Genomic DNA, 23,687 nt, shown 5'->3' on the forward strand with positions numbered 1-23,687 from the left:
CGTTTGACGTTGTGATAACTACGGATAGAAGCATGATGACGGATCACCATCACCACGAGTTCCTGGGGTTCATGACGACGGGGCCCTCCTTTGGGGTCCCCGAGTGGGTATGGAGGTGGATAGCGGCACCAAAGCCCAAGGTGGATAGCCTGGGAAGGCCTAAGGTGGCGACCTACGGGCTCAGGAAGATAGAGGCCGCCCTTATCGACGCCGGTTTTAACGCCGCGGTGGTGGACCCTGACCATATAAGCAAACACCTGGACACAATGAAGGTCCTCATGATAGGCCACCACGACTTCTTCGCCTATGGGCCGCCCAGCAGCGAGTGGTGGACTATAACGGGCAGGGAGCCCTTCAACAGGGTCAGCTTCAGGAGGTTCATGGAGAGCCCGGCCGTCAGGGAGGCCAAGAGGAGGGGCGTCAAGATAATAGTTGGAGGCCCCGCGGCCTGGCAGTGGCTCTGGAGCACTGACGAGTGGAAGAAGTGGGGTGTTGACACGGTAATTGACGGAGAGGCTGAGAGGGTAGTTTCAGAGATCGTGGACAGGGCCATCAAGGGCCAGGAGCTTCCGGACTACATATATGTAGGGCCGTATGACACGCCTGCCACCGCAGATGAAATACCTAAGATAAAGCACGCCAGCGTCAATGGACTAGTGGAGATCATGAGAGGATGCCCAAGGGGGTGCAAGTTCTGCAGCGTAACCCTAAGGCCGTGGAGGTTCATACCGGTCGACGACGTAATAAGTGAAATAAAGGTTAACATGAGCGAGGGAGAGAAGGGCATCATACTTCACAGCGAGGACGTCCTCCTCTACTATGCTGATGGTATAAAACCAAGGCCTGAGGGCCTGATAAAGCTTCACACCGCAGTAAGGCAGCTTACCGATGAACCCATAGGCTGGAGCCACGCGAGCCTGGCGGCCATAAAGTACGCCGAGGACAACCACAAGCTCATATCTAAGCTGACCGAGATAATGTTCTCAAGCGAGAAGCAGAGGTACCTAGGCGTCGAGGTTGGCGTAGAGACGGGCAGCGTCAAGCTCGCCAGGAAGATCATGCCAGCCAAGTCAGCCCCCTACCCGACTGAGAAGTACCCAGAAGTCGTGGAGGACGCATTCGCGATAATGCATGAACACAACGTGATCCCCGCCGCCACGTTAATAATTGGCCAGCCGGGCGAGGAGCCTGATGACGTAGTAGCCACCACCGAGCTCGTGGAGAAGTTGAGGCCTTACAGGAGCCTTATAGTGCCCATGTTCTTCGTGCCCATGGGGGCCTTCAAGAACATGGAGTGGTTCAGGAGGAACATGGTGAGGCCTGAGCACGTGGAGCTCCTCAGGGCCACGCTCAGGCACAGCGCCTACTGGGCCAGGGATATAGTGGACAGGTTCTACCTTAAGGGAACCAGGTACCTCCTAGTGAGGGCAGCGATCAAGTGGATCATAGGGTATATAGAGAGGAAGGCCGAGGAGGCCGCTAGGGCTGTGGAGCAGCGTGGAGCCTAAGGTTAACGGCTCGGGGAGCGCTAAGAGGTACCTGGTCTTTATAGTTATACTCTTCGCGCTCCTTGTGCTTGCAATCTTTAATATAGTAGGGGGCGGTCTCGAGCACTTAGTATACTATTTGTCGCGCAGCTATGATGCAGTTCTCATGGCTGCCGCCATCATATTTCTCGAGGAGTCCCTGAAAAGCGTCAGGTTTGTCATAGCTGCCAGGTCGAGGGGGCTGAGGCTTTCTCCCTTAAGAGCCTGGGAGGCCCACTTCTCAAGCCTCTTCATAGGAATGCTGACGCCCGCGTTCTCAGGGGCCATACCTACGGCTACCGCAATAATAGGCAGCGCCACGGGGGCGCCTCCTTCAGAGGCGCTGTCAGTGGCGATCTCAGCCACGTTCATAGACTCCGTGGTGCCAGCCGCTGTATCGTTGTACTTTGCCTGGTCACTCATGCCTAGGTCTGTGGTGGTGCTGCTGATCTCGATAACTATCATAGTTATCTGGGCCATGGTGATATCGAGAAGGCTCACAACCTGGTTTCTATCCGAGGTTTCAAAGAGGTTGAATTCTAATGCTGCAAGATTAATAGAGGGGGAAATCGAGAACATGCGGGACTCCCTAAGTCACATTATAGCGTCAAGGAGATCAATGATACCGATGCTGTTGGTGTCAGCAGCCTCCTACATTATAGAGGCGTTCTCCATCTATGTGCTTACTCTGGGGGGCCTTCACGGCTTCCTTATAGACCTCGAGGCCCTGATGATTTCATATGTAGGAGGCAACGTGCCCATGCCTGGCGGCGAGGGAGGGGTTGAGTACTCCTTAGCATTGGTGCTCAGAGGAGTAGACGCAGTGCTGTGGAGGACCGCCTACATAATAGTTGCTATGGTCCCCATAGTGCTGCTCGGAAGGATAGTGTCTGAATATGTAGACTACGGAAGCCTCGTTTACTCTCACTACAGGGCAATGCTCAGGGGCCGCGGGGGATAAGTGCCACATATATAAGACCTACGCGGCATCCTCTGCAGGGGCACATGATGTCTGCGAGCTTCATGAGCAGCAGGGAAGTAGTTGCTAGCGGCGACGGCAGCAGGGTTAAGTTAAGGGGGTGGGTGTATCGCAAGAGGGACCTTTCCTCGAAGATATTCATTGTAGTTAGGGATTCAGAGGGCATAGTTCAGTGCGTGGTTGACAGGAGCAACGAGGAGCTCTCAAAGGTTGCAGAGAGGGTGACCATAGAGTCCTCCGTGGAGATAGAGGGAGTAGTTAGGAGCGACCAAAGGGCCCCTGGGGGCAAGGAGGTGAACGTGGAGAGGCTGAACATAGTGGGCCTGGCTGACGACTTCCCCATAAAGGGAGGGGAGAGCGTAGACTACCTCCTTGACATAAGGCACCTGTGGCTCAGGTCAAGGAGGCTAACCCAGATTATGAGGATACGCGCGACAGTCCTTGAGGCCCTGAGGAACTACTTCATTTCAAACGGCTGGTGGGAGGTCAGCCCTCCCATATTGACCCAGAGCGCGGTGGAGGGCGGGGCCACGCTTTTCCCAGTGGACTTCTTCGGCAGGAAGGCCTACTTGAGCCAAAGCGCGCAGTTTTACCTAGAAGTCATGATATTTAGCCTTGAGAGGGTGTGGTCGCTCACTCCAAGCTTTAGGGCCGAGAGGAGCAGAACCAGGAGGCACCTCTACGAGTACTGGCACCTGGAGGGCGAGGCGGCATGGATGGACATGCATGACATGATGAAGTTCGTCGAGGGCCTAGTAAAGAGCGCCGTTAAGGCAGTCCTGGATAAGAGGCAGGAGGAGCTGCAGTTCCTCAGGAGGAACCAGGAGCCGCTAGAGGAGACTTTAAAGTCTTCATTTGAGGAGGTAACCTATGACGAGGCCATAGAGAGGCTGCAGAAGAAGGGCTTCAACATAAAGTGGGGCGATGACATAGGTGCCGACGAGGAGAGGGCGCTGACGCAGGACCTTAGCGTGCCCTTCTTCCTCACCATGTTTCCAAAGCATCTCAAGAGCTTCTACATGAAGACGTGTGATAGGAGGCCAGAGGTAGTGTTAGGCTTTGACCTCGAGGCCCCTGAAGGCTATGGTGAGGTAGTTGGCGGAAGTCAGAGGGAGGACAGGTACGACGTCCTGCTGCAGAGGATAAAGGAGAACAACCTAAACCCTGACGACTATCAATGGTACCTCGACCTTAGGAGGTACGGTTCGGTGCCCCACAGCGGCTTTGGCCTAGGCGTGGACAGGCTGGTGATGTGGATAACGGGCCTAGATCACATAAGGGACTCCATACCGTTCCCGAGACTTCGCGAGAGGATATACCCATGAAGGTCTGTGGCCTCCTCTCTGGGGGCAAGGACAGCAACTACGCCTTTTACATGGCTTTAAGGGAGGGCGCCGAGGTAAGCTGCATAGTTTCCGTAGTCCCGGCTAGAGGGGACAGCTGGATGTTTCACAGGCCCCTGGTTGAATTTGTGAAGCTTCAGGCTGAGGCGATGGGGTTCAGCGACAGGTATCATCCCATAGGTGTGAGCGGCGTTAAGGAGAGCGAGGTCTCAGAGCTCAGGGAGGGGCTTAGGAAACTTAAGGCAATGTACGACTTTAACACCATAACGGTTGGTGGCATAGCGAGCAGGTACCAGTATGAGAGGTTTAGAGCAATAGCTGAGGATCTCGGAGTGAAGATTTATGACCCTCAGTGGGGCATGGACCCAGAGGAGTACATGAAGGAACTCGTGAGAAGGGGCGTAGTCTTTGTTATAAGTCAGATAACCACCGAAGGCCTTGATATGAGGATGCTCGGCGTGCCTGTCCAGGAGCTCTCCCAGGTGGAGGAGATATTAAGGCTCTCAAGGAGGTATGGCTTCCATCCAGCCTTCGAAGGAGGCGAGGCCGAGACGTTTGTAGTTATGGCGCCTCACTTTAAGAAGGGCATATGTCTAAGGGCTTCCAGGGAGAAAGTAGCAGAGTACCAGTACGTTCTAAGCGTTTCTTCCGCTCAGCTATGTGATGACGTGGCAATCTCCGTGAATTCAGAGGTATATCATGTATTCAGAAGGCGTGACGAGTTAGCCTCAACAGCGTTTAGAAGCTCCTCAAGCTGAACAGACTTTAGGTTGGCCACCTCTTTGGCTAGGTCAGGGATCATAAGCGGCGTGAGCCTAAGTCCATGGTAATTATATGGGCCGTCGCTCTCAAATACCATAAAATCTATGGGCGTAGCCTTGGCCACATCCTTAAGCTTAGGCTGAACCTTCAGGGCAACGTTTATCGAAACGAAGTAGCCTCTGCCGGTTATTTCAGGTATCAGGTTAAGTGGGCCGCTGTACCAGTGAAACATAACCTTGGGTACGCCAATCTCGACAGCTATTGAGAGTGCGTCGCGCCATGCGTCGGGCGAATGCAAGTTGAGCAGCGCATCAAGCTCCTTGGCTGCCTCGGCATAAGCTCTGAGGACCTTTACCTGGGACTGCATGGTATCTATAGGCATAAAGTGCCTGTCAAGGCCTACCTCCCCAAGGCACCTTATTCCGTGCCTGGTGGCAAATCTTAACAGATCCCAGGCCTCAGATATGTCGTGGTCCTTAAGTGACCACGGGTGAAAGCCTGCGCAGGGCACCACGTTGGGGAACCTTTCGGAGAGCTCAAGTACCCTGTTGAACGACTTCAGGTCCTCGGACACGGCTACTATCTTTAAGTCTTTAATTGCCCCGAACAGCTCCTCTACTTCCTTATCAGTGAACTCGCTAAGGTGGCAGTGCATGTCATAGTACAGGGGCATCACCCAACCTCTCTGTGAGGCTATACTTAAAGGCCTTTAGTTTATTTTCAATGGCTCCGACAGCTAAAAGGCCTTTAAGGGAGGCCACAGAGGTTTCTACAGGGCCCGGCAAGGAGCCGAGGTCGTGGGCCCGTCGTCTAGACTGGATAGGACGCCGCCCTTACACGGCGGAGGTCGCCGGTTCAAGTCCGGCCGGGCCCATCAGTTTAAAATGGGCTTGCGCTATGCAGGTATCGGAAGAGTTAGCGCCAACAGTATGCCGTATATTATTATGGCAACCATGCCAGACCATGAAAGCCTGGAGGTCTCTATCGCGGGCCCAGGGTGCCTGCCCCTGGTGAGAAGCAGTAGGAACAGCGCTATTATCCCGAAGAGGCCCAATGTGGGTAGGTAGAGGCCGGCGATCAACAGTGTTACTACAAACACGAGCGAGATCAGCATGTGGCCTCTCTCGCCCAGCGCCGCCCTCAGCACATGGCCTCCATCAAGCTGGCCAACAGGGATTAAGTTAAGGAATGTCACAAAGAACACTATATAGGCGGCGAAAGAGAGAGGGGACATCTCCACTACATAACCAGATGGCGTATGTATGAACGCTAGAAGGAGGTCCATAATTACAGGTACCGCAGGCAGGGAAGAGCTGGGAGGCACCGCGGCGGCCGGCACCAGGGCAGACATGTGAAGGCCCAGCAGCGCTAGCGGTATCGCCGCAAGGAATCCAGCTAAGGGGCCGGCCACCCCTATGAGGGCTAGCTCATCAGCGGTGGCGGGTATCCACTTCATGTTTATCACGGCCCCCAACGTACCAAGGAAGCCGAGCTGCAGCGGCGGCGCGGGTATTAGGTAGGGCGGGCTTCTTGGCACGTCGAACCTTCTCATGAAGGCCCAGTGGCCTGCCTCGTGTATTAGGAGGGGGCCCAGCAGCCCTACCATGTAAAGCAGCGGGGTTAAGCTACCTCCGCCTGGCAGCCCCGTCAGGGCCATCCCTGATACGTAGACCGTCACTATCGTGAACGCCGCAAGGCCTATTAGTAATGCTAAGTTGGAGCCGCTGCTGTACTTGGTCACTATCAACGTAAGCGAACCATCGCTCTCCTTCCTAAGGGCCGGCGCCAGGCCCATCCTAACAAGCTCCCTGTAGAGCGACTTGAAGGAGTGGGTCAGATCACCCTTAACTCCTATAACCTTATACTTAACGGCCCCTCCTTCAAGCTCCGTGCGCTCGGCCAAGTCCATGTACTTTACCGCGACCTGGTACGCAGGGTCGTGTTGATAGTCCATCCTTTCCAAGTTCCCCGGGGTACAGGGAGCCTCCGGATTTAATTAAACCTACTTCATGACACCGTCTCAGGCGATGCTAGAATATATGGCCCTGAGCGCCTCGGTGTACGCACTACATGCGTCAAAGCCCTGTAAAAGTCTATTGTGCGATATCATGACGTCCTCAGGAACCGAGTAGGCATACCGCAGGAACTCCCTCTCGCTCACGTGCAGCTTAGACGGCACCACAAGGCTTCCAACATCGAGGTCAGGGATGGAGTCCGCGCTATCAAGAGTAGAGTGTTTTACTACGATATTTTCACCTACAGAGACCAAAAGTACCATAATGTTCATCAGTTCATCCAGCCTGGCCCCTATCAGCCTCCTGAGCGATTCCTTCAGCTCCTTAACGGCCCTGGAGGGGCTTAAGCTTAGGCCTTCGGGGGACACGTCAAGGAGCAACAGGGTGTGAAGGTCATGACATAAGTTACCCAGCAGTCCCAGCGCTGCCTCCTCTGCGCCTACACCTCTCCAGGGGCCTGGTACTGTTACAGTTCTGCCGAACTTGTAGAAGTGAAGGCCAAGGAGGGACTCAACGGAGCAGGGGCCAGAGATGCCGCTTACAACTTTGGCCTCGACCCCTCTCTTCAGGCTTTCCACCACTAGCGAGCTGTGGGTAGTCGCTATTAGAGGGTCCCCAGGAACTACGATAACTACCTTGAGCTTAGAGGCCAGCTCTACAATATTTGATGACTGCTCCTCTAGCTCAGACCTTGAGGCCTCTCTCACGTTACTGTTAAGTTTTCTGATGGCAGTGGGAAGCCATTTACTTGAAGGCATGGTGTAAGTCTCTACTATAACAATATCGGCGCCTTTGATAGCCTCCTCGGCCTCGCGCGTCAGCTGGGACTCCCTTAGGCCGCTACCTACAAGGATCAGCATAGGGGCTCCTAATATCTTGAGAGGCGCGAGCGCCACTTAAAAGCTTCTCAAGGTATGAAAGGCCTCATCATGTGCTGCTGGGCTGACCGGCAGCTTTAGGACCGCCGCATTCGGACTGAGCGCTCTCGATGAGCTCCTTGGCCCAACTGCTGACGCGATCGCACAGAAGGCTTGCGTCCTCGTTATATCCATGTTCTCTCAGGCGTCTTATCGAGTTCTTGACTATAAAGCTGAGGAAGTTCATGTAGAGGTCGCTCTTCTTTAGCAGCAGCTCCCTGAACTCCTCCCATCCCTTATCGGTCAGCGTATAGGTTATCTTCTTGCCGCCTCTGACCTTGTTCTCCTCAATGTTAGCTATGTCGACAAGCCCGAGGTCCTTCATGTAGCTCAGGAGCGGGTATATGGAGCCCGCGGCAGGCTTCCACTGATTCATGGTAAGCTCTCTAATTCTCTTTATTATCTCATAACCATGCATGGGTTTCTCTGAAAGTATGAACAGCATGAACCATATTAGCGTGTCTCTGTACTTCACTGCGCCTTTAGTCTCCTCTTCAGCTTCAGTCATGCAGGATCCCGTCTTCTTGCAACTGTCCTATTTAAGTGTATAAGTGTAACAAGCATATATATCTTTTGCTATCTAAAGGTTGTCTTAACTTTCAGGCGCTCAGCCCTGGTGTCACTCCTCACATCTTCTCGGTAATACCAGCTCTCCTCACAGCGCCTCGCTTTAGCTGGAGGCGGGAAGGATTACAAAGGTAACTCCGGGCACCCTTATTGGGTTGAACGGCACTCCAAGGCCCCTATAGAACTTGTTGAACCACTCGTAGAAGTGAAGCCTCAGGTCGTGGGCGAACGCCACTATGCCCTCAAGCCCTGCCGTCAGCAGGTTGCCAATTATGTATATCACTGCCGCGGCGGCTATCGTGTAAGGCGTTGGGTGCGCTGTGAGGACCACGTATGTAAGCACCGTGAAGCCCACCATGAGTCCTGTGTGGGCCAGGCTGAGGCCCATGATCCTCAGGAAGCTTATAGTGTTGCCAAGGGCCATTATCAATCCCTCAAAGACTCCTAGGAAGCTCTCATATGGGTCAAGCCTGAAGCCCTCGCCTACGGACGCCTTATACAGGCCGTCCCCCAGCACAAGCCATACTATGGAGGCTATGCCGCCGTAGAAGACAAAGGCCTCCATGGGGCCCCCGTGGCCCAGGTCGAACACAGCAAGCTCTATTACGTAGCCTGCTCTGTAGGCATTGAAGTACAGTAGGAACGGCAGGTCCGCCACGAGGAAGAGCAGGAGCAGTGGGGCTCTCCGGGCAACCAGGTCCTCATAGTCATGGCTTATCAGGTCGTCGGCAACTCCAAGGGCGTTGCCGAACACTAACATAAAGCCGCCTATCCAGAACGACAGGTCTAGGATCTCATCAAAGAGCTGTATAGTGTAGTTGCTGCTTGGGTGTTCATAGGCCTCGGCTACGGGCGACTCGAGCGGCGGCACCTTGAAGCCCAGCGATCTCCAGAGCGAGTCCAGTCCAACTAAGTGGGCCGAGATGGGGCCGAAAAATTCACCAGCGAAGAAGCCAGCTATCATGCCAGCGGCCCCTAGCACGGCAACCACCTTGCCGAGGTTCCTGTCCCTTGGAAGTATGTAAAGCGCCGCAAAGAGGAGCACCATGAGGCCGTGACCTATGTCAGGGAACATGAGCCCAAATATTATGGGCATTGTAATCGCGAGGAAGAGCGTTGGCACAATTTCATTATTTGATGGAGTCCCGTACATGTCAACTATGCTCTGGAACCACCTGAAGTAGCCTGGAAGCTCAACCTTTGAGGGAACGTAGCTCTCGCCCCTCTTAAATCCAAGGCTTAGGACCATGTAAGAGCCGTTACAGCACACGTCGAGCGACTCCCTGAGCTTTTTAGAATCCTTAGCGTCCACGAAGCCGTGGATAAAGGTGATGGTCTCAGTTTTGGCAGAGTAGCTCAGTATCTTGAAGACCTCAGACAGCGCCGAAACTTCGGCATAGTACTCCTCAAGCTCCGGCAGCCTCCTTTTTATCTCCCCCCTTATGTCTTCCAGCTCAGAGCTCAGCTTGGAGAGCTCGCCGCTCACCTGGGAGGCTGCTTGGGAGGGCGACCCGGGAAGCTCAGGTGGTAAGACTAGCTGCCTCCAGCCAAGGGACCTCGTGAGCTCGGCCGTCGCGTCCCTGACCTGGCTGGGCTCGCCTGCCACGGCAAACATCGCTGCATCCTTGCCTATCAGCTCGACGGCATAGAGTAGCCCTCTCTTATTAGCTACACTCATGGCATTGTCCAGCTGCGCAACGCTTACTATGCCGACTGAGGCCTTTATGCTGCTCCCTTCCCAGGCAGACCTAACATCGGAGGACAGCCCCTTGAACGGCTCAAGGGCCGAGGCTATGTTCTGGAGCTCAGCTATGCGGGCGGTGAGCTCCGTGGCCCTTGCTGAGAGCTTCTCGAGGTCCTTCTCGAGGTTTACGTGGACCTTAACTACGTTATTGAAGGTCTCCTCCCAGCTGCTGACCTTTATAGTTACGTTGACGTTGCTTAATGGTGCGAGCCCAGCGGCCTTAAAGAACCCCTCAAGCCTTGACTTGAGCTCCATGGACTCTGTCATCAGATGCCTGTAGCTGCGGTTGACGTACCTTGAGAGGTCCCCTGAGGGCTCCTCTACGTGAAATATCCCTAAGGAGGCTAAGGCTGCCACTGCGCGGTCGTACTGCTCGTTAGGTATCGCTATAAGCACCTCTTCAAGCCTGTTTGCAATTATCATAGTTTTCTCAGGAGCCCTCTGTGCTGAAGGGCATTTTAAACTTCACAGGGAGACACTACTACGTACCCTTAAGGGCTGCAAATTGTAAATTAAATTAAAATAAAAATTGAATACATCAAAAGCTTTAAAACTAGCTCATCTTAATGAGAAGCAAGGGCCCATTGTTGATGTCAGTGGGTGAGGAGTCAAACGTTGTAGTAGTTGGTGACAAGGAGACATTACCTCTTTTCAGGATGATAGGCATGGATGTGATTGAAGCTCACGACCAGCGAAGCGCTGAGGAGGCGGTCAGGCAGGCCGCCTCAAGGGGTACAAGACTTATCATAGTGCTCAAACATGTGGTATCTGACGAGGATTCTTTAAGGAAAGTGGCGCGGCAGCACGACGCAACTCTACTTGTGCTTCCAACTAAGTGGGCCAAGTCGGAGCCTATTAATATAGAAAAGCTGCTGGCTGAAGCCCTTGGTTTAGGGTGAGCAAAGTGAGCATGAGCGGGAACCCAGACAAGGTGGCTGCCGACATCATTAAAAAGAAGTTAGCCAGCTTTGACTCAATGCTAAGCGAGGCAGAAGGCGCCGCGGAGAAGCTGCTCCTGAGCGCCTATAATGATGCTGAGAGGAGGCTCAGGGACTCCATAGAGACTAAGGCCGCGGAGCTTAAGGAGAGGCTCAGGAGTGACGTGGCTGCCGCAGACCTTCAAGTTAAGCTTAAGGAGGATGAGATAAAGGACAGGACAATAAGCGAGGTAATAAATGAAGCTATATCAAGGCTGAGGTCGGACAGAGGCGAGTGGTACACTAGGTACATAAAGTCTGTAGTCGAGGAGCTTGCCGAGGAGTCCAAGGAATACGGCGGCTTTATCATACAGGTTAATAATGATGACAGGAAGCTGATCTCTGACATGATAAAGGCTTACCCTACCCTTGAGCTTTCTGAGAAGATTGCGGACATAACGGGCGGCCTCATAGCTACCTCCAAGGACGGCAGTTTAAGGGTGGACTACTCTATTGATCAGTTTATAAAGGAGAACCTCTCGTCTTTGAGGGGGCTGGCCTCAAGGACATTATTTGGGAGTGAGTGACAATGGTGGTAAGGGGAAGGATATACAGGATATCGGGGCCGCTAGTTATAGCTGAGGGCATGACAGGGGTTCAGATGTTTGAGGTGGTCAGGGTTGGCGAGGAGGGCCTCATAGGCGAGGTCACTAGGATTAGGGGCGACATGGCCTATATACAGGTCTATGAGTCAACTAGCGGCCTTAGGCCTGGCGAGCCCGTGGAGGGAACTGGTGCCCCGCTGAGTGTAGACCTGGGTCCTGGACTTATTGGCAGCATATTCGACGGCGTCCAGAGGCCGCTTCCGGGCATAGTGGCAACGATAGCTAGGACCAACCCCGCGAGGAGCATATTCGTCGAGAGGGGGGTCAGCGTACCTCCAATACCAAGGGACAAGAAGTGGCACTTCACGCCATCAGATAGAGTTAAGCCTGGCGACAAGGTTGGCCCAGGCGACATAATAGGTGTAGTAGAGGAGACGCAGATAATCCAGCACAAGGTAATGGTACCTCCTAATGTTGAGGGAACCGTGAAGTGGATAGCTGGCGAGGGCGACTACACAATAGTGGATCCCATAGCTGAGGTCGACGTTGGCGGCGGCGAGATAAGGCAGCTGTACCTGTACCAGAGGTGGCCCGTGAGACAGCCAAGGCCCTATGTGCAGAAGCTCGAGCCGACAGAGCCCCTCATAACTGGGATGAGGATCATAGACCTCCTGTTCCCCATGGCTAAGGGAGGCACCGGCATGATACCTGGAGGCTTCGGCACTGGGAAGACCGTGACCCTGCATAACCTAGCGCAGTGGTCGTCAGCCAACGTCATAATATATATAGGGTGCGGCGAGAGGGGCAACGAGATGACTGAGGTCCTTGACAAGTTCCCAACCTACAAGGACCCGTGGACCGGCAGGCCGCTCATGGAGAGGAGCATCCTGGTGGCGAACACGAGCAACATGCCCGTGGCGGCCAGGGAGGCAAGCATTTACGTGGGTATAACCATGGGCGAGTACTACCGTGACATGGGATATGACGTGCTCCTAGTAGCCGACTCCACCAGCAGGTGGGCTGAGGCCCTAAGGGAGATGGCTGGAAGGCTAGAGGAGATGCCTGCAGAGGAGGGCTACCCGAGCTACCTCGCCTCAAGGCTGGCGGAGTTCTACGAGAGGGCGGGAAGGGTCAGGACCCTGGGAGACCCCAGCAGGTTCGGCAGCGTCACCGTCATAGGCGCCGTCAGCCCGCCGGGCGGCGACTTCACGGAGCCAGTTACAACGCACACCAGGAGGTTCACCAAGGTGTTCTGGGCCCTTGACACGGCCCTGGCCTACAGCAGGCACTACCCAGCGATCAACTGGATAACGAGCTACAGCGCGTACTCTGACACGGTTGCCGAGTGGTGGCACAAGAACGTGGATCCGCGCTGGAGCGAGTACAGGCAGGAGGTGATGAACATACTGATAAGGGAAAACGAGCTCAGGGAGATAGTTAGACTCATCGGAACCGAGGGCCTCAGCGAGCAGGACAAGCTAATACTTGAAACCGCCAGGCTCATAAAGGAGGGTCTGCTGAAGCAGAACGCCTTTGACCCCATAGACACGTTCACGACGGTGCAAAAACAGATGGCGCTGATGCGGATGTTCGTTGAGTTCTACAGGGCTGCCAGCGATGCAGTGAAGAGGAACGTGCCCGTGAATAAGATAAAGGACTCGCTCGGTAGGATGTACAGCTACATGATGAGGGCCAGGTTCACGATACCAAATGATAAGGTAGATGAAATAGACAAGATAACGCAGGACATCGTTAATATTATAAATAACATCGGAGGTGGCCAGGCATGAGCGTCCTGGGGGCCAGGGAGTATAGTAAGATCTCCGAGATCAGGGGTCCCCTGCTCATAGTAGAGGGTGTCAGCAGGGTAGCCTTTGATGAGATAGTTGAAGTCGAGCTCAGCAGCGGTGAGAGGCGCAGGGGCAGGGTGCTTGAAGTAGCCGGCAACACAGCCGTAGTTCAGGTCTTCGAGGGAACCACTGGCATCTCAACCACAGGGGCCAGGGTCAGGTTCCTGGGCAGGACCCTTGAGATGCCCGTGTCGGCCGACATGCTTGGCAGGACCTTCGACGCGCTTGGGAAGCCCATAGATGGAGGCCCGGACATAATAGCCGAGGAGAAGTACGACATTAATGGTTCGCCTATAAATCCAGCTGTCAGGGCCTACCCCGAGGACTTCATTCAGACAGGCGTAAGCGCCATAGACGGCATGAACACGCTTGTGAGGGGTCAGAAGCTTCCTATATTCAGCGGCACCGGCCTGCCCCACAACGAGCTTGCCGCGCAGATAGCCAGGCAGGCCACTGTAAGGGGCGAGGAAGAGGAGTTTAGCGTGGTCTTTGCTGCCATAGGCATAAAGTATGACGACTACATGTTCTTCAGGAAGTTCTTCGAAGAGACGGGCGCCATGAAGAGGGTGGCCATGTTTGTCAACTTGGCCGACGAGCCCGCGATGCTAAGGCTCGTGACGCCGAGGGCCGCGCTGACGCTCGCCGAGTACTTGGCCTATGAAAATGACATGCACGTTCTGGTGATACTAACTGACATGACTAACTACGCGGAGGCCCTTAGGGAGATCAGCGCAGCAAGGGAGGAGGTGCCGGGCAGGCAGGGCTACCCTGGCTACATGTACAGCGACCTGGCCAGCATCTACGAGAGGGCAGGCAGGGTTCACGGCAGGAAGGGAAGCATAACCCAGATGCCCATACTCACTATGCCTAATGACGACATTACGCACCCCATACCTGACCTCACCGGCTACATAACTGAGGGACAGATAGTTCTGAGCAGGGACCTCTACAACAGAGGCATATACCCGCCGATCAACGTGCTCATGAGTCTCTCGAGGCTGATGAAGGAGGGCATAGGCGCCGGCAAGACGAGGGAGGACCATGCTCAGGTCAGCGATCAGCTCTACGCTGCCTACAGCAGGGGAGTGGAGCTCAGGAGCCTGGCAGCCGTGATAGGCGAGGAGAGCCTCAGCGAGACGGAGAGGAGGTTCCTGAGGTTCGCCGACCTCTTTGAGAAGAAGTTCCTGTCGCAGGGCCTTAGGGAGAACCGCTCGATAGAGCAGACTTTAGACATAGCGTGGGAGATACTGGCTGAGCTGCCGGAGGACGAGCTGACTAACATTAGAGAAGAGATGATAAAGAAGTATCACCCCAAGTACAGGTCACAGGAGGCCTCCTCTTAAATTCGACGGAGTTCTGCCTTACCCTAGCACATAGCTCATTATTTTACTAGCTTTATTATTATTTGGCACTACTTCAGCCGACCAGCGTGCCCAGGTCTTCCTGGTTTAGTAGGATTCTTTGTATAACCTCTGGGTTCTTCCCATCCACGAACCTCACCTTTATTCGGCTTCTCCTGACAACGCTCACAGCTACCGAGTCGAAGAGCTCATAGGTGCCGGCCAGGCTCCTTTTGTCCCTTATGATGTCCTCAAGCTCATCGTATGTGGCGGCCTTCAGCAACCTCGCCCCAGGCTCCCCTGGGGCGCCGCCGGCGTAGACCCCTGCCACGCCGTTAAGCAGGTTTAGCAGCAGGTCCGCGCCTATGGTTTCAGCTAGGACTGCCGCTACCGCGTTGGTGCTGTGTCCTGGCTGAAGGCCCCCAAGAACGGGTATGAGGCCCTCCTCGAACACCGTGAGGGCCTCCCTGACGTTCCTTGGTATCTCTATGGGCGAGTACGGGTAAAGCGCTGAGGCGACAACCATCGCATTCAGGACTGCAGACTCTATGCCTACCTCGTCAAGTATGGACTCGGGAACGCCCAGCTCCCTAAGCGCTGTTATATAGGACCTGGCAGTGGCCCCTCCACCTACCACTATGCCTAACCTCCACCCAGAGCTTCTGACCCTCTCAACAGAATCCCTGAGACGCCTTAGATATGGGGGCGAGGGAGGGCTTACTAAGGATCCACTGAGCTTCACCACAGCTACCTTCCGCTCACTCATGTTATCAGCCTCAGCCGCCTAGCCCCGTTCACCTCTCACCGCTTTTAACCTACATCATCGGCAGAATTCTGTGGTTACATCAAGGCTAAAAGCTCACGCGTCTCTCGCTACCTTGGTGCCTAAGTTGGCGTCTGTGACCCTCGAGGTTGACATGGGCAAGTACAAGAGCGTGAAGGTACCCTTGGACGTCGCTGAGAGGCTCATAGTGGACGTCAGCAAGAGGCTAAACATAGAGTCTAAGGACGTTATGGAATCTCTCAGGATAGTGAGGAACTTCGACGAGTTTTACGAGTTTCAACAGAAGAAGTTCAAGGACTACGTGGTGCCAGATAAGGACATAAGTGACATGATAAAGGGCGCTGTCGTTGTAGATAGCCTGAAGCTAATAAAGGAGGGGTCCTCTAGAGAGGTGGTCGTTACGTTTGACAGGAGGGTCAATGAGAGCGTTATAATTGACTCGCTGAGGTCCCTAGGCTTTGATGTAGAGGTCAAGAGGTTCGACCTAATGCAGCTCCTCAAGGCCAAGTAGTTCATAGGAGGTATGAAAGAAAAGGGGTCCTCCTGCCGAAACTTTAAAGGGCGCTCAGGAGCTGGCCTCTGGCTCCTTTCGCGGCTCGCTCTCTTCCTTGCTCTTTGAACTTTTCCTCCTCTTCCGCGTTGAGGACTTCTTAGTGATTGACTTGGACCTTGAACCCCTCCTCCGCCTCTTCTTTACGCTCTCGCCGACCTTCTTGAGGGCATCCTCGACCTTCTCAAGGTAGAGGGCCTTAGCTTCGTCTACAGTTATCTTGCCCTCCTCCGCCTCCTCTAATATGTCAAACGCGTCAAGCATTATTTGTAGAAGCTCTGGGCTGCTGACCTTGTACTCTAAGGCCTCCGCCTCCTCAGCAGTCCTCTCACTCTCAGCCTCGCTGCTCTCCTCGGTGGTGACCTCTTCGGTTTCCTTCGACTCCTCCTGGTCCTCGCTCACGGGGCCCCTCCTCAGCGATTTGGTTAAGTGCTGAAGCGTGAGTTAAAAATTTAAAACAATACAACAAATGTTAGAAAGAGCAGGTGCCTCTGATGCCTGAGCAAGTCAAGCTGCACCCGACGAGTAAGGAGGAGATAGTCATTGGGCCTCCTTACCTTACAAAGTACGAGAGGGCCAAGATCATAGGGCTAAGGGCCCTTCAACTCGACAACGGCGCTCTGCCCTTGGTGGATGTTGATAAGATTAACGTAAGGAGGGACTCAGTGGAAATAGCGGCCTATGAGCTGGACCATGGACTTCTTCCAATATCTATCGTGAGGTACACGCCCTCGGGGGCTGTTCAGATAATACCTGTTAAGCTCCTACTGCAGGATCAATCATCTCAGGCCTAAGGCAAGCGGAAGGCTCTTTAAGTGCAGGTCCTATTACATGGAACGGTTGACTTCGTTTGCGCTGCGCCTGGAGGCTGTCAACTGCGTAACTTCGCTTAAGTCATAAAGTCAAGCCATAGAATCTCTTGGCATAAAGTAAGTAGGTAAACAGGCAACAACGCTTTTAAATAGTTAAAGGCAGGTAAAAGAAGGTTTGGTGGCACTGCATGGTCAAGGCGCCTAAGGGCTACAGGCACAGGACAAGGAAGCTCTTAACCAAGGACGTGCGTGAGAAGGGCGCGATACCAAGGGCCAGCGTGATGTTTTATCCATATAAAGTGGGTGACAAGGTGGCCATAAAGATAGATCCCTCGTTCCACAAAGGTATGCCCCATAGGCGCTACCACGGACTTACAGGCACTATAGTCGGTGTCAGAGGCAGGGCCTACGTGGTCTCTGTTCCTGTGGGCGACAGCGTGAAGACTATAATAACGTACGCCGCTCACCTCAGGCCCCTTAAGGCCTGAGGGAGGTGCCCCTTAACCATGTTAAGGAGGATAGAGAGCAGGAGGTACCTGACTTACGCTGAAGCGCGCAAGATCCTTGAAGACAGAATCGCCGAAAGTGGCGGCGCTCTAAACCCGACTCAGGATAGGACGTGGCAGTACCTCAAGCTGTTTGGAACTACAGACCCGGCAGCGGCCAGGGAGGCGGTAGACGCGCTGGTCAAGGAGGGCCTAGATGAGTACCTCGCCGTGCAGCTTGTCAATATGTGCCCCAACGAGGATGGCTATATAAATGCAATACTTAGCTCTAAGGAAGGTCTTGAAATAAAAGAGGAGCTCTTAGCTAAGGTTAAGGAAGCGCTCTCCAAGGTGTGCCCTCAGTCGCCTTCAAAGTAAGCGTTGGCCTATAGACAGGTCATAGGTCTATCTGGCTATGGCTTGGATCAGGTTCTGACGGCCCCATATAAGGATAAGCGGAAGCCGTTGCGCGGCGCTCTTACCTTAGAGGGCTCCTTATCTCCTTTTCTTCCCATTTTGGGCCCTTAACTTAATGTAGGGTAGCTAGGTTGCGCTCCAGCAGGGACTGCAACATACCGCAGTACTATGACGTTATAATAGCTGAGAAGCCCAAAGCGGCTGACAAAATCGCTCATGCGCTCGGGAGCCCGTTCAGATGCACCATAGGCAGGGTCCCTGTTTACATACTTAATGTGAACGGCGCTAACATAGTCATAGTTTCAAGTGCAGGGCACATGTTTGGACCGTCAACCGACGTTGAGGGCCTTCCAGTTACTATGATAAGGTGGGAGCCCCTCTGGCGCTTTGACAGGAGGTCGAAGTACCTGAGGCCCTATTATGAGGTTCTCTCCAGGCTTGTGCCCAAGGCTAGGTATTTTATAAATGCGTGCGACTATGACATAGAGGGAAGCACCATAGGCTACAAGATAATAGAGGCCTTCGGCGACAAGTCGAGGGCCAAGAGGATGAAGTTCTCTAGTCTGACCGCAGCGGAGCTCAGGCAGGCCTTCAAGAGGCTTCAGCCGCTTGACGTTAACAACGCTATGGCAGGTATAGCTAGGGCGGAGCTTGACTGGCTCTGGGGCATAAACATCTCAAGGCTATTGATGAAATCGTATAGGGAGGTGACGGGTGAAAGGCTTTCCCTTAGCGCGGGCCGCGTGCAGACCCCAACTCTAGCGGAGGCCGTGAGGAGGTGGGTCAAAATAAATACGCACGTGCCGGTTCCTCAGCCCTCAGTGACTGCAAAGCTGCTCCACAAGGGTGTCGAGTTCACGGCATACCCGCTGGGCTGGTCCGTTAACACAGTGACGGAGGCCAGGGATGTCGCTAAGGAAGTAAGGGAGGGCACGTACATGGAGGTGATATCACTTAGCAGGGCCTCAGAGAGCGTCAGGCCGCCGCCTCCCTTTAACCTAACAGACCTGCAGAAGGAGGCCGCAAGGATCTATGGCCTCTCCCCATATAAGGCACAGGAGGTAGCGGAGGACCTCTACCTGGCTGCCCTGATAAGCTACCCAAGGACCAACAGCGAGAAGCTGCCCCCCACGCTTAACTACAGGGAAGTGCTTGACAGCATAGGCAGGCAGCCCAAATACAGGGGGCTCGTGGGGGACCTGCTCAGGGAGACAGGAGGGGTTCTGAGGCCGCGGGAGGGACCCGCCGACGACCCTGCGCACCCAGCCATATACCCCACCGGTGAGCAGCCTACGAGGCTTGACAAACTTCATGAAGCTGTGTATGACCTTATTGTCAGGAGATTCATGGCCACTTTTGCGCCGCCGGCCACGATAAATACTGTGTCGGCGGTGCTCACTGATGTCAAGGCAAGGAGGTGGGAGGCCCGGGGGCTGAACGTAGCTGAGAGGGGCTGGCTTAAGTATTATCCATTCCACAGGTTCAATGAGACGCAGCTTCCCACGCTCAACAGAGGAGACAGGCCTTTAGTTAGGTCAGTAGCCGTCAAGGTTTCATGGAGCGGTCCTGGGCTCAGGCTCAGCAGGCTCTCCCTGCTTGAGTGGATGGAGGCCAACGACCTGGGCACTAAGGGCACCAGGGCTAGGATTATAGAGACTCTCTATAAGAGAGGCTTCATAACATCTAGGGGTTCATACGCTGAGATAACGGACCTTGGCTACGCAGTTTACAAGGTGCTCAGCGAGGTAGCGCCTGAGTTGATGAGCGTCTCACTGACCAGGGACTTCGAGAGAATGCTTGATGAAATATCAATGGGGAAGGCAAGCAGGGAGGAGGTGGTGAGCAGGGCTAAGAAATACATATCAGAGCTGGTTGATAGACAGCTAGACAATAACAATATAAAGGCGATGGGTACTTACTTGGCAGAGTTCATAGGTAGAGTCAGGCCCAGGAGCAGGTGCGCCATATGTGGAAGGCCAACAGGTGGCCAGAGCCTCTGCGAGCTACACCTAGCCGCCAAGAGTAACCTGGAGGAGAGCATAGATGAGGTTGCCAGAAGGCTTGGAGTTAGCAAGGAGGAGGCCCTCAGGAAAATTTCCAACAACAGACTGGCAGGCAAATGGGTTAGGGACGTGGCCGCACTAATGATATCAGGGAAGGAGAGGCCCTAGGGCTGTTGTGACGAGGGATGAAACATGAGCGAGAGCCCACCTATGTAAGGTATCACCAGGGGGTGCCGGCCGCCTATAACCACTCCTTTAACATAAAAGTATGGAGTTCCGCCGACCTCATAGCCATCTATGTCAACAGTGCCGCATATCGATGGGTAACCTGGGTCAGGGAACGGGTTGTTGTCTCCTTTGGTGACGAAACATAGTATTCCATTATGATAGTACTTGTAGATGACCCTGTGAATTACGAGCGCGTTGTCAAGATATATGCCGTAAAAGTTACCCGTAAACTTGTATACTACTACGTCACCAACCCTTATGTCTGCAGGATTAACTTTCTCTATAAACACTACGTCGCCAGTCTGAAGGGTTGGTAACATGCTCTTGCCATCAACTACAACAGCCTGAAGGCCGTATGCCACGTGCCAGTACGCTATAAGCGACGTTAACGCTACTATAACTATGATGAGGGCGACGAGCCCTAAGGAGGCGGCCTCCAGGCCCTCCCGTCCAGCCTTGGAGCTCTGGGACATGACAGCTCATAGGGAGCTTACTTCAGAGCCCTTAAAATCGTTTGTTAGCGGTGTAACTAGCACCCGACGTTCAGCAACGTCATATGCGCAAGGTCCTCACGAGCTTCTGTGTGAGATAAGGCACGGTCAGCGTGCCAGCTATGCTCATGGAGATATAAAAGGACGAGAGATGGTGGCTATGGCTGTGAGCTGACTCAAGGCTCAGCCAGCAGGTCAGAGGCTGCAGGTTTTACATGTGCTATTTTCATCAGACTCAACTTCCACAATGTTGCTATCCCTCTTTATCTTGAAGAGGCCGCCTAACTTCTCGTCAGCTAAGGCCTCCTCAGCGTTCATGGATCTCTTTATTAGTGCCATCCTCATGCTTGGCTTCTTGAGCAGCTTCACTGGGACCCTGTTGAGCTCGCGTTGCTGCCCGCCGAAGTAGATGACCTGTACGCCCTTGCTTTCATCCCTGTAGACTGTGACCCCCTTGAGGCCTGTGAGCCACGCGGTTAAGTAGGCCGTCGCCACCGCGTTCACGCTGGCGTCCTTGGGCAGGTTCACGGTCTTGCTTATGGCCTGGTCCGTGTAGAGTTGGGCCGCCGCCTGGTGGGCTATGTGGTACCACACGTCGAAGTCCATGCTGGTGGCGAAGAGTTTGGCCAGCTCCTTAATCCTCGATATCAGTCTCTCGGCATCCCAGTTGGCCTTAACTATCTTCCCGTCAACCTCCTGCAGCTGGGTGTCCCTTATGGCCTTCTCGACGTCCTCCAGCGCCCACCTTAGGCTGCCCTTATGCCTTGATATAGCCTCAAGCAGTTTTTCTCCGAGCTCGGCGGGGGCCCCCGCCTCAGCTATAGCAGAGTATAGCCTGTCCCTGAACTCCCTGACAACCTCCCAGAGCTCTCCTATTGTAACTCTCCTGAGGTACACCAGGGCAAAGTACGGCTCTATGCCGCTCGTGGTGCCAGCGATTATAGAGATAGTGCCCGTTGGCGCGGTGGTGTTCACCGCGGTGTGCCTCGGCGCCCTGGCTCCCAGGGACCTGCCGTAACCCTTCAGGGCATCCCAGAGCCTGGCCGGGTCATATATGGCCATGGCTAACATGTGCCTCGGGCTCGCGGCCAGCTCCTGCGGCCTCATCCTCTCGGCCTCCGAGAGGGTCTCCTCCGTTACGCCGAACACGTCCCTCAGTACCCTCTCCAGGACCTCAAGCTTCAGCAGCTTCACGGAGCCGTCGGCAGAGACCCTCCTCGCGCTTTCACCCTCCAGTTGGCTTATTATGTAATCGCTAAGCTTCACATCATGATATTTGACCGTCAGGTAGCCATCCCTTATGCTTGCCACCTCAGCGGCCTTCAGCAGCGCTGGAGTTAGCAGGTTCACCATCTCCTCTGGATCCGCCTTTTCCACGCACTTCAGCTCCTTCCAGTCGAACTTCCTGCATTCAAACGCTGGGGCGTGGCCTAGTTTGGAGCCGAGCTCCCAGCTCCTCTTCCATGCCTCAGCCTCTATCATTGCCATAGCTATCATAGTGAACGCCACGGCCTCCTCGCTGTCATACGGTATGTTGAGCTTGGTCAGGGCGTTGGCAAGTCCCATTATCCCAAGGCCCACCTTCCTTGTGAACTTGTTAACCAAGTCCTGCCTCTGGTCTGGCTGCCTGTTGTAATCTATTACCGCGTCAAGGCCATCAACTGCTAGGTCTACATCCTTGGCGAAGTAGTCCAGGTCAAACTTGCCGTCTCTGATGTACTTGTCAAGGCTGAGGGACCCCAGGTTGCAGCTTTCATAGGGGTACAGCGGCTCCTCGCCGCACGGGTTGGTGGCCGCCACGGCCCCTAGCCATGGAGTTGGGACCCACTTGTTGTGGTTGTCAAGGAATATCATGCCTGGGTCTCCGCCCTCCCAGGCGCCCCTTACAATCTCCTCCCACAGCCTCCTGGCAGGGTAGTGCCAGCCGTGCGGGTTCCTCCTTGAGGCGTCCACGTCCTTAGGTATCCTTGACTTCGCCCTCTCAATGACCTCCTCAAACACATTCATGTAGGGGGTCTCTATCCTGTTTTCCCTGAGCACCCTTAGGGCCCTTCCCTCGCCCGTGGCCCTTGAGACTGAGTAGTGAAGCCTGTAGATTCCATCACCCTCATCACTGTACCTCGGGTTTACCATCCACCACTCCTCGCCGTTTATGACAGCCTCCATGAACGCGTCGCGCGTTCCAACGCTTATGTTGAAGTTGGTCAGGAAGGCATCCTGCATTGGCGCCCTCTTGGCCTGTATGAAGCCGGCCTCCTCAGGGCTCTGCCAGCCCGAGGTCAGCTTTGTCAGCGCCTCAAGGGCTGTTTTATCAACCTCATAGTAGCCGTCCTTCTCAAGCTGCTCTAAGGTCTTTCTGTACTGCTCCAGTATTGCGCTCACCTGCGGAGGCAGCAGGGAGGCCAGGGCTTTCCAGGGGTCGTACTCTGGGTTGTAGAGGTCGGGGTGCCAGTCGTGCAGGATGCCCATGTTAGCCCCCCTCCTCTTGCCTCCCTGCTTGACAACATCTGTTGAGACGTCGTAGAGTCTCATGAAGCTCAGGGGGCCGCTGGCCACGCCGCTGGTCCCAGCTACCACGTCGCCCCTTGGCCTCAGCTCCGAGAAGCTGAAGCCCTCGCCGCCGCCGTACTTGAACGTCATGACCTGGACGGTGAGGCCATCCATTATGTCCCTCATGTCGTCATACACCGGGGTCACGTAGCAGGCGCTCAGGGCGCCCCTCGCGCCGTCAGCGTACATGTTGAAGAGCGTCGGCGAGTTAAACATGAACCTGCCCTCTATCATAGCCTTATAGAGGGCGTCGGGGTCAACCCTTCTGCTGAAGCCCAGGGCCACCCTCCTCATTACCATTGAGGGGGTCTCTATGTACCTCCCCCTCAGGTCCTTAGTCATATACCTGCTCATGAGGACCCTGATTGCATTGTAGGTAAACTTCATGTCGTCTTCGCATAAGCTGTTTACACACGAGGGAAGCTCTGAGATCTTGCCGCCGTTAGGGGCGCGACCGCTGTAGGCCTGCCTGACCTCTGAGTATATGTCTAGCAGCAGCAGCTTCTTAGCTTCATTCTCAAGCTCGGGCCTTGTCAGCGAGGCCCTTATGAGCTCCAGCTGCTTCGCATCACTGCTCATTATATCTTCACCTCAGCGTAGCTAGCAACAGAGGGGTGTCAGCGGAGGCTCTTCTACAGCTACCATTGCGTGGGAGGGACCGCAAAATCATCTGGGCAAAATTAGACAAGAAACTACAAAGGCATGGCTGATTATTTGTCAAACCGTAGCCACCGCAGCGATGAGAGGAGTCTCGGTATGACTCGTAGGTCACTGCGGTATTATCATATGCAGTGTCGCTGAT

Annotated in this window: 22 protein-coding genes and 1 tRNA gene; 14 read left to right on the forward strand and 9 right to left on the reverse strand. The window is 54.4% G+C overall.

Going from position 1 to position 23,687, the window contains the following annotated elements:
* Nucleotides 1–32: 32 nt before the first annotated feature.
* The 4 genes from ACP5H1_RS01220 to ACP5H1_RS01235 are packed head-to-tail and all read left to right on the forward strand — an operon-like array spanning nt 33 to nt 4,606.
* Nucleotides 33–1,508, forward strand: a complete 1,476-nt coding sequence (locus ACP5H1_RS01220; protein WP_427971008.1) for a B12-binding domain-containing radical SAM protein — start codon at nt 33–35, stop codon at nt 1,506–1,508.
* Nucleotides 1,498–2,487, forward strand: a complete 990-nt coding sequence (locus tag ACP5H1_RS01225) for a flippase-like domain-containing protein (RefSeq protein WP_427970836.1) — start codon at nt 1,498–1,500, stop codon at nt 2,485–2,487. Before ACP5H1_RS01220 ends, ACP5H1_RS01225 begins: the two co-directional genes overlap by 11 nt.
* Before the next feature lie 44 nt (nt 2,488–2,531).
* The gene (asnS, locus tag ACP5H1_RS01230) at nt 2,532–3,830 is read left to right on the forward strand and encodes an asparagine--tRNA ligase (protein WP_427970838.1); all 1,299 of its coding nucleotides are present in this window, start codon (nt 2,532–2,534) and stop codon (nt 3,828–3,830) included.
* The gene (locus tag ACP5H1_RS01235; protein WP_427970840.1) at nt 3,827–4,606 is read left to right on the forward strand and encodes a diphthine--ammonia ligase; all 780 of its coding nucleotides are present in this window, start codon (nt 3,827–3,829) and stop codon (nt 4,604–4,606) included. Before asnS ends, ACP5H1_RS01235 begins: the two co-directional genes overlap by 4 nt.
* On the opposite strand, the gene ACP5H1_RS01240 is transcribed toward ACP5H1_RS01235, so the two are convergent.
* The gene (locus ACP5H1_RS01240; RefSeq protein WP_427971010.1) at nt 4,546–5,283 is read right to left on the reverse strand and encodes a TatD family hydrolase; all 738 of its coding nucleotides are present in this window, start codon (nt 5,281–5,283) and stop codon (nt 4,546–4,548) included. The two genes, ACP5H1_RS01235 and ACP5H1_RS01240, sit on opposite strands and share 61 nt — an antisense overlap.
* A 126-nt stretch (nt 5,284–5,409) precedes the next feature.
* Here ACP5H1_RS01240 and ACP5H1_RS01245 point away from each other — a divergent pair.
* Nucleotides 5,410–5,484 (forward strand) — tRNA-Val (locus ACP5H1_RS01245).
* 21 nt (nt 5,485–5,505) lie between these two features.
* Here the strand turns inward: ACP5H1_RS01245 and ACP5H1_RS01250 are convergent.
* The 4 genes from ACP5H1_RS01250 to ACP5H1_RS01265 form a co-directional block, all read right to left on the reverse strand.
* On the reverse strand, nt 5,506–6,564 hold the full coding sequence (locus ACP5H1_RS01250; protein ID WP_427971012.1) for a site-2 protease family protein: 1,059 nt from the start codon (nt 6,562–6,564) through the stop codon (nt 5,506–5,508).
* A 66-nt stretch (nt 6,565–6,630) separates the two neighbouring features.
* On the reverse strand, nt 6,631–7,521 hold the full coding sequence (locus ACP5H1_RS01255) for an SAM-dependent methyltransferase (protein ID WP_427970842.1): 891 nt from the start codon (nt 7,519–7,521) through the stop codon (nt 6,631–6,633).
* A gap of 31 nt (nt 7,522–7,552) precedes the next feature.
* Nucleotides 7,553–8,050, reverse strand: coding sequence for a PadR family transcriptional regulator (locus ACP5H1_RS01260; RefSeq protein ID WP_427970844.1), 498 nt, complete (start codon nt 8,048–8,050; stop codon nt 7,553–7,555).
* Nucleotides 8,051–8,212: 162 nt separating this feature from the next.
* The gene (locus tag ACP5H1_RS01265; RefSeq protein WP_427970846.1) at nt 8,213–10,276 is read right to left on the reverse strand and encodes a V-type ATP synthase subunit I; all 2,064 of its coding nucleotides are present in this window, start codon (nt 10,274–10,276) and stop codon (nt 8,213–8,215) included.
* A gap of 167 nt (nt 10,277–10,443) precedes the next feature.
* Here ACP5H1_RS01265 and ACP5H1_RS01270 point away from each other — a divergent pair, with 167 nt between their 5' ends.
* Genes ACP5H1_RS01270 through ACP5H1_RS01285 form a run of 4 tightly spaced genes read left to right on the forward strand, consistent with a single transcriptional unit; the run spans nt 10,444 to nt 14,568 of the window.
* A complete protein-coding gene (locus ACP5H1_RS01270; protein ID WP_427971014.1) occupies nt 10,444–10,752 on the forward strand; it encodes a V-type ATP synthase subunit F in 309 nt (102 codons plus the stop codon).
* Entirely contained in the window at nt 10,749–11,357 is a 609-nt protein-coding gene (locus ACP5H1_RS01275; protein WP_427970848.1) for a V-type ATP synthase subunit E, read from the forward strand. Before ACP5H1_RS01270 ends, ACP5H1_RS01275 begins: the two co-directional genes overlap by 4 nt.
* A gap of 5 nt (nt 11,358–11,362) precedes the next feature.
* A complete protein-coding gene (locus tag ACP5H1_RS01280; RefSeq protein ID WP_427971016.1) occupies nt 11,363–13,165 on the forward strand; it encodes a V-type ATP synthase subunit A in 1,803 nt (600 codons plus the stop codon).
* Nucleotides 13,162–14,568 carry an ATP synthase subunit B gene (locus tag ACP5H1_RS01285; protein WP_427970850.1) on the forward strand — a complete coding sequence of 469 codons (1,407 nt, stop codon included), beginning with the start codon at nt 13,162–13,164 and terminating at the stop codon, nt 14,566–14,568. The genes ACP5H1_RS01280 and ACP5H1_RS01285 overlap by 4 nt, the downstream gene beginning before the upstream one ends.
* Nucleotides 14,569–14,641: 73 nt before the next feature.
* On the opposite strand, the gene pyrH is transcribed toward ACP5H1_RS01285, so the two are convergent.
* Nucleotides 14,642–15,331 carry a UMP kinase gene (gene pyrH / locus ACP5H1_RS01290; RefSeq protein ID WP_427970852.1) on the reverse strand — a complete coding sequence of 230 codons (690 nt, stop codon included), beginning with the start codon at nt 15,329–15,331 and terminating at the stop codon, nt 14,642–14,644.
* A gap of 133 nt (nt 15,332–15,464) precedes the next feature.
* Here pyrH and ACP5H1_RS01295 point away from each other — a divergent pair, with 133 nt between their 5' ends.
* Nucleotides 15,465–15,860, forward strand: a complete 396-nt coding sequence (locus ACP5H1_RS01295) for a hypothetical protein (protein ID WP_427971018.1) — start codon at nt 15,465–15,467, stop codon at nt 15,858–15,860.
* 54 nt (nt 15,861–15,914) lie between these two features.
* On the opposite strand, the gene ACP5H1_RS01300 is transcribed toward ACP5H1_RS01295, so the two are convergent.
* Nucleotides 15,915–16,301 carry a hypothetical protein gene (locus ACP5H1_RS01300; RefSeq protein WP_427970854.1) on the reverse strand — a complete coding sequence of 129 codons (387 nt, stop codon included), beginning with the start codon at nt 16,299–16,301 and terminating at the stop codon, nt 15,915–15,917.
* A gap of 92 nt (nt 16,302–16,393) precedes the next feature.
* Between ACP5H1_RS01300 and ACP5H1_RS01305 the strand changes: the two genes are divergently transcribed.
* From ACP5H1_RS01305 to ACP5H1_RS01320, 4 genes are all read left to right on the forward strand, one after another.
* A complete protein-coding gene (locus tag ACP5H1_RS01305) occupies nt 16,394–16,693 on the forward strand; it encodes a DNA-directed RNA polymerase subunit K (RefSeq protein WP_427970856.1) in 300 nt (99 codons plus the stop codon).
* Nucleotides 16,694–16,899: 206 nt separating this feature from the next.
* Nucleotides 16,900–17,199 carry a 50S ribosomal protein L21e gene (locus ACP5H1_RS01310; RefSeq protein ID WP_013266345.1) on the forward strand — a complete coding sequence of 100 codons (300 nt, stop codon included), beginning with the start codon at nt 16,900–16,902 and terminating at the stop codon, nt 17,197–17,199.
* A gap of 18 nt (nt 17,200–17,217) precedes the next feature.
* A complete protein-coding gene (locus ACP5H1_RS01315) occupies nt 17,218–17,574 on the forward strand; it encodes a hypothetical protein (RefSeq protein WP_427970859.1) in 357 nt (118 codons plus the stop codon).
* A 170-nt stretch (nt 17,575–17,744) separates the two neighbouring features.
* Complete coding sequence (locus ACP5H1_RS01320; protein WP_427970861.1) at nt 17,745–19,784, forward strand: DNA topoisomerase I; 2,040 nt, start codon at nt 17,745–17,747, stop codon at nt 19,782–19,784.
* On the opposite strand, the gene ACP5H1_RS01325 is transcribed toward ACP5H1_RS01320, so the two are convergent.
* Nucleotides 19,781–20,317, reverse strand: a complete 537-nt coding sequence (locus tag ACP5H1_RS01325) for a signal peptidase I (RefSeq protein ID WP_427970863.1) — start codon at nt 20,315–20,317, stop codon at nt 19,781–19,783. The genes ACP5H1_RS01320 and ACP5H1_RS01325 overlap by 4 nt on opposite strands.
* A 213-nt stretch (nt 20,318–20,530) precedes the next feature.
* Nucleotides 20,531–23,464 carry an adenosylcobalamin-dependent ribonucleoside-diphosphate reductase gene (locus ACP5H1_RS01330; protein WP_427970865.1) on the reverse strand — a complete coding sequence of 978 codons (2,934 nt, stop codon included), beginning with the start codon at nt 23,462–23,464 and terminating at the stop codon, nt 20,531–20,533.
* Nucleotides 23,465–23,687: the final 223 nt, after the last annotated feature.

Source organism: Acidilobus sp., from assembly GCF_049973875.1.
Lineage (GTDB): Archaea > Thermoproteota > Thermoprotei_A > Sulfolobales > Acidilobaceae > Acidilobus.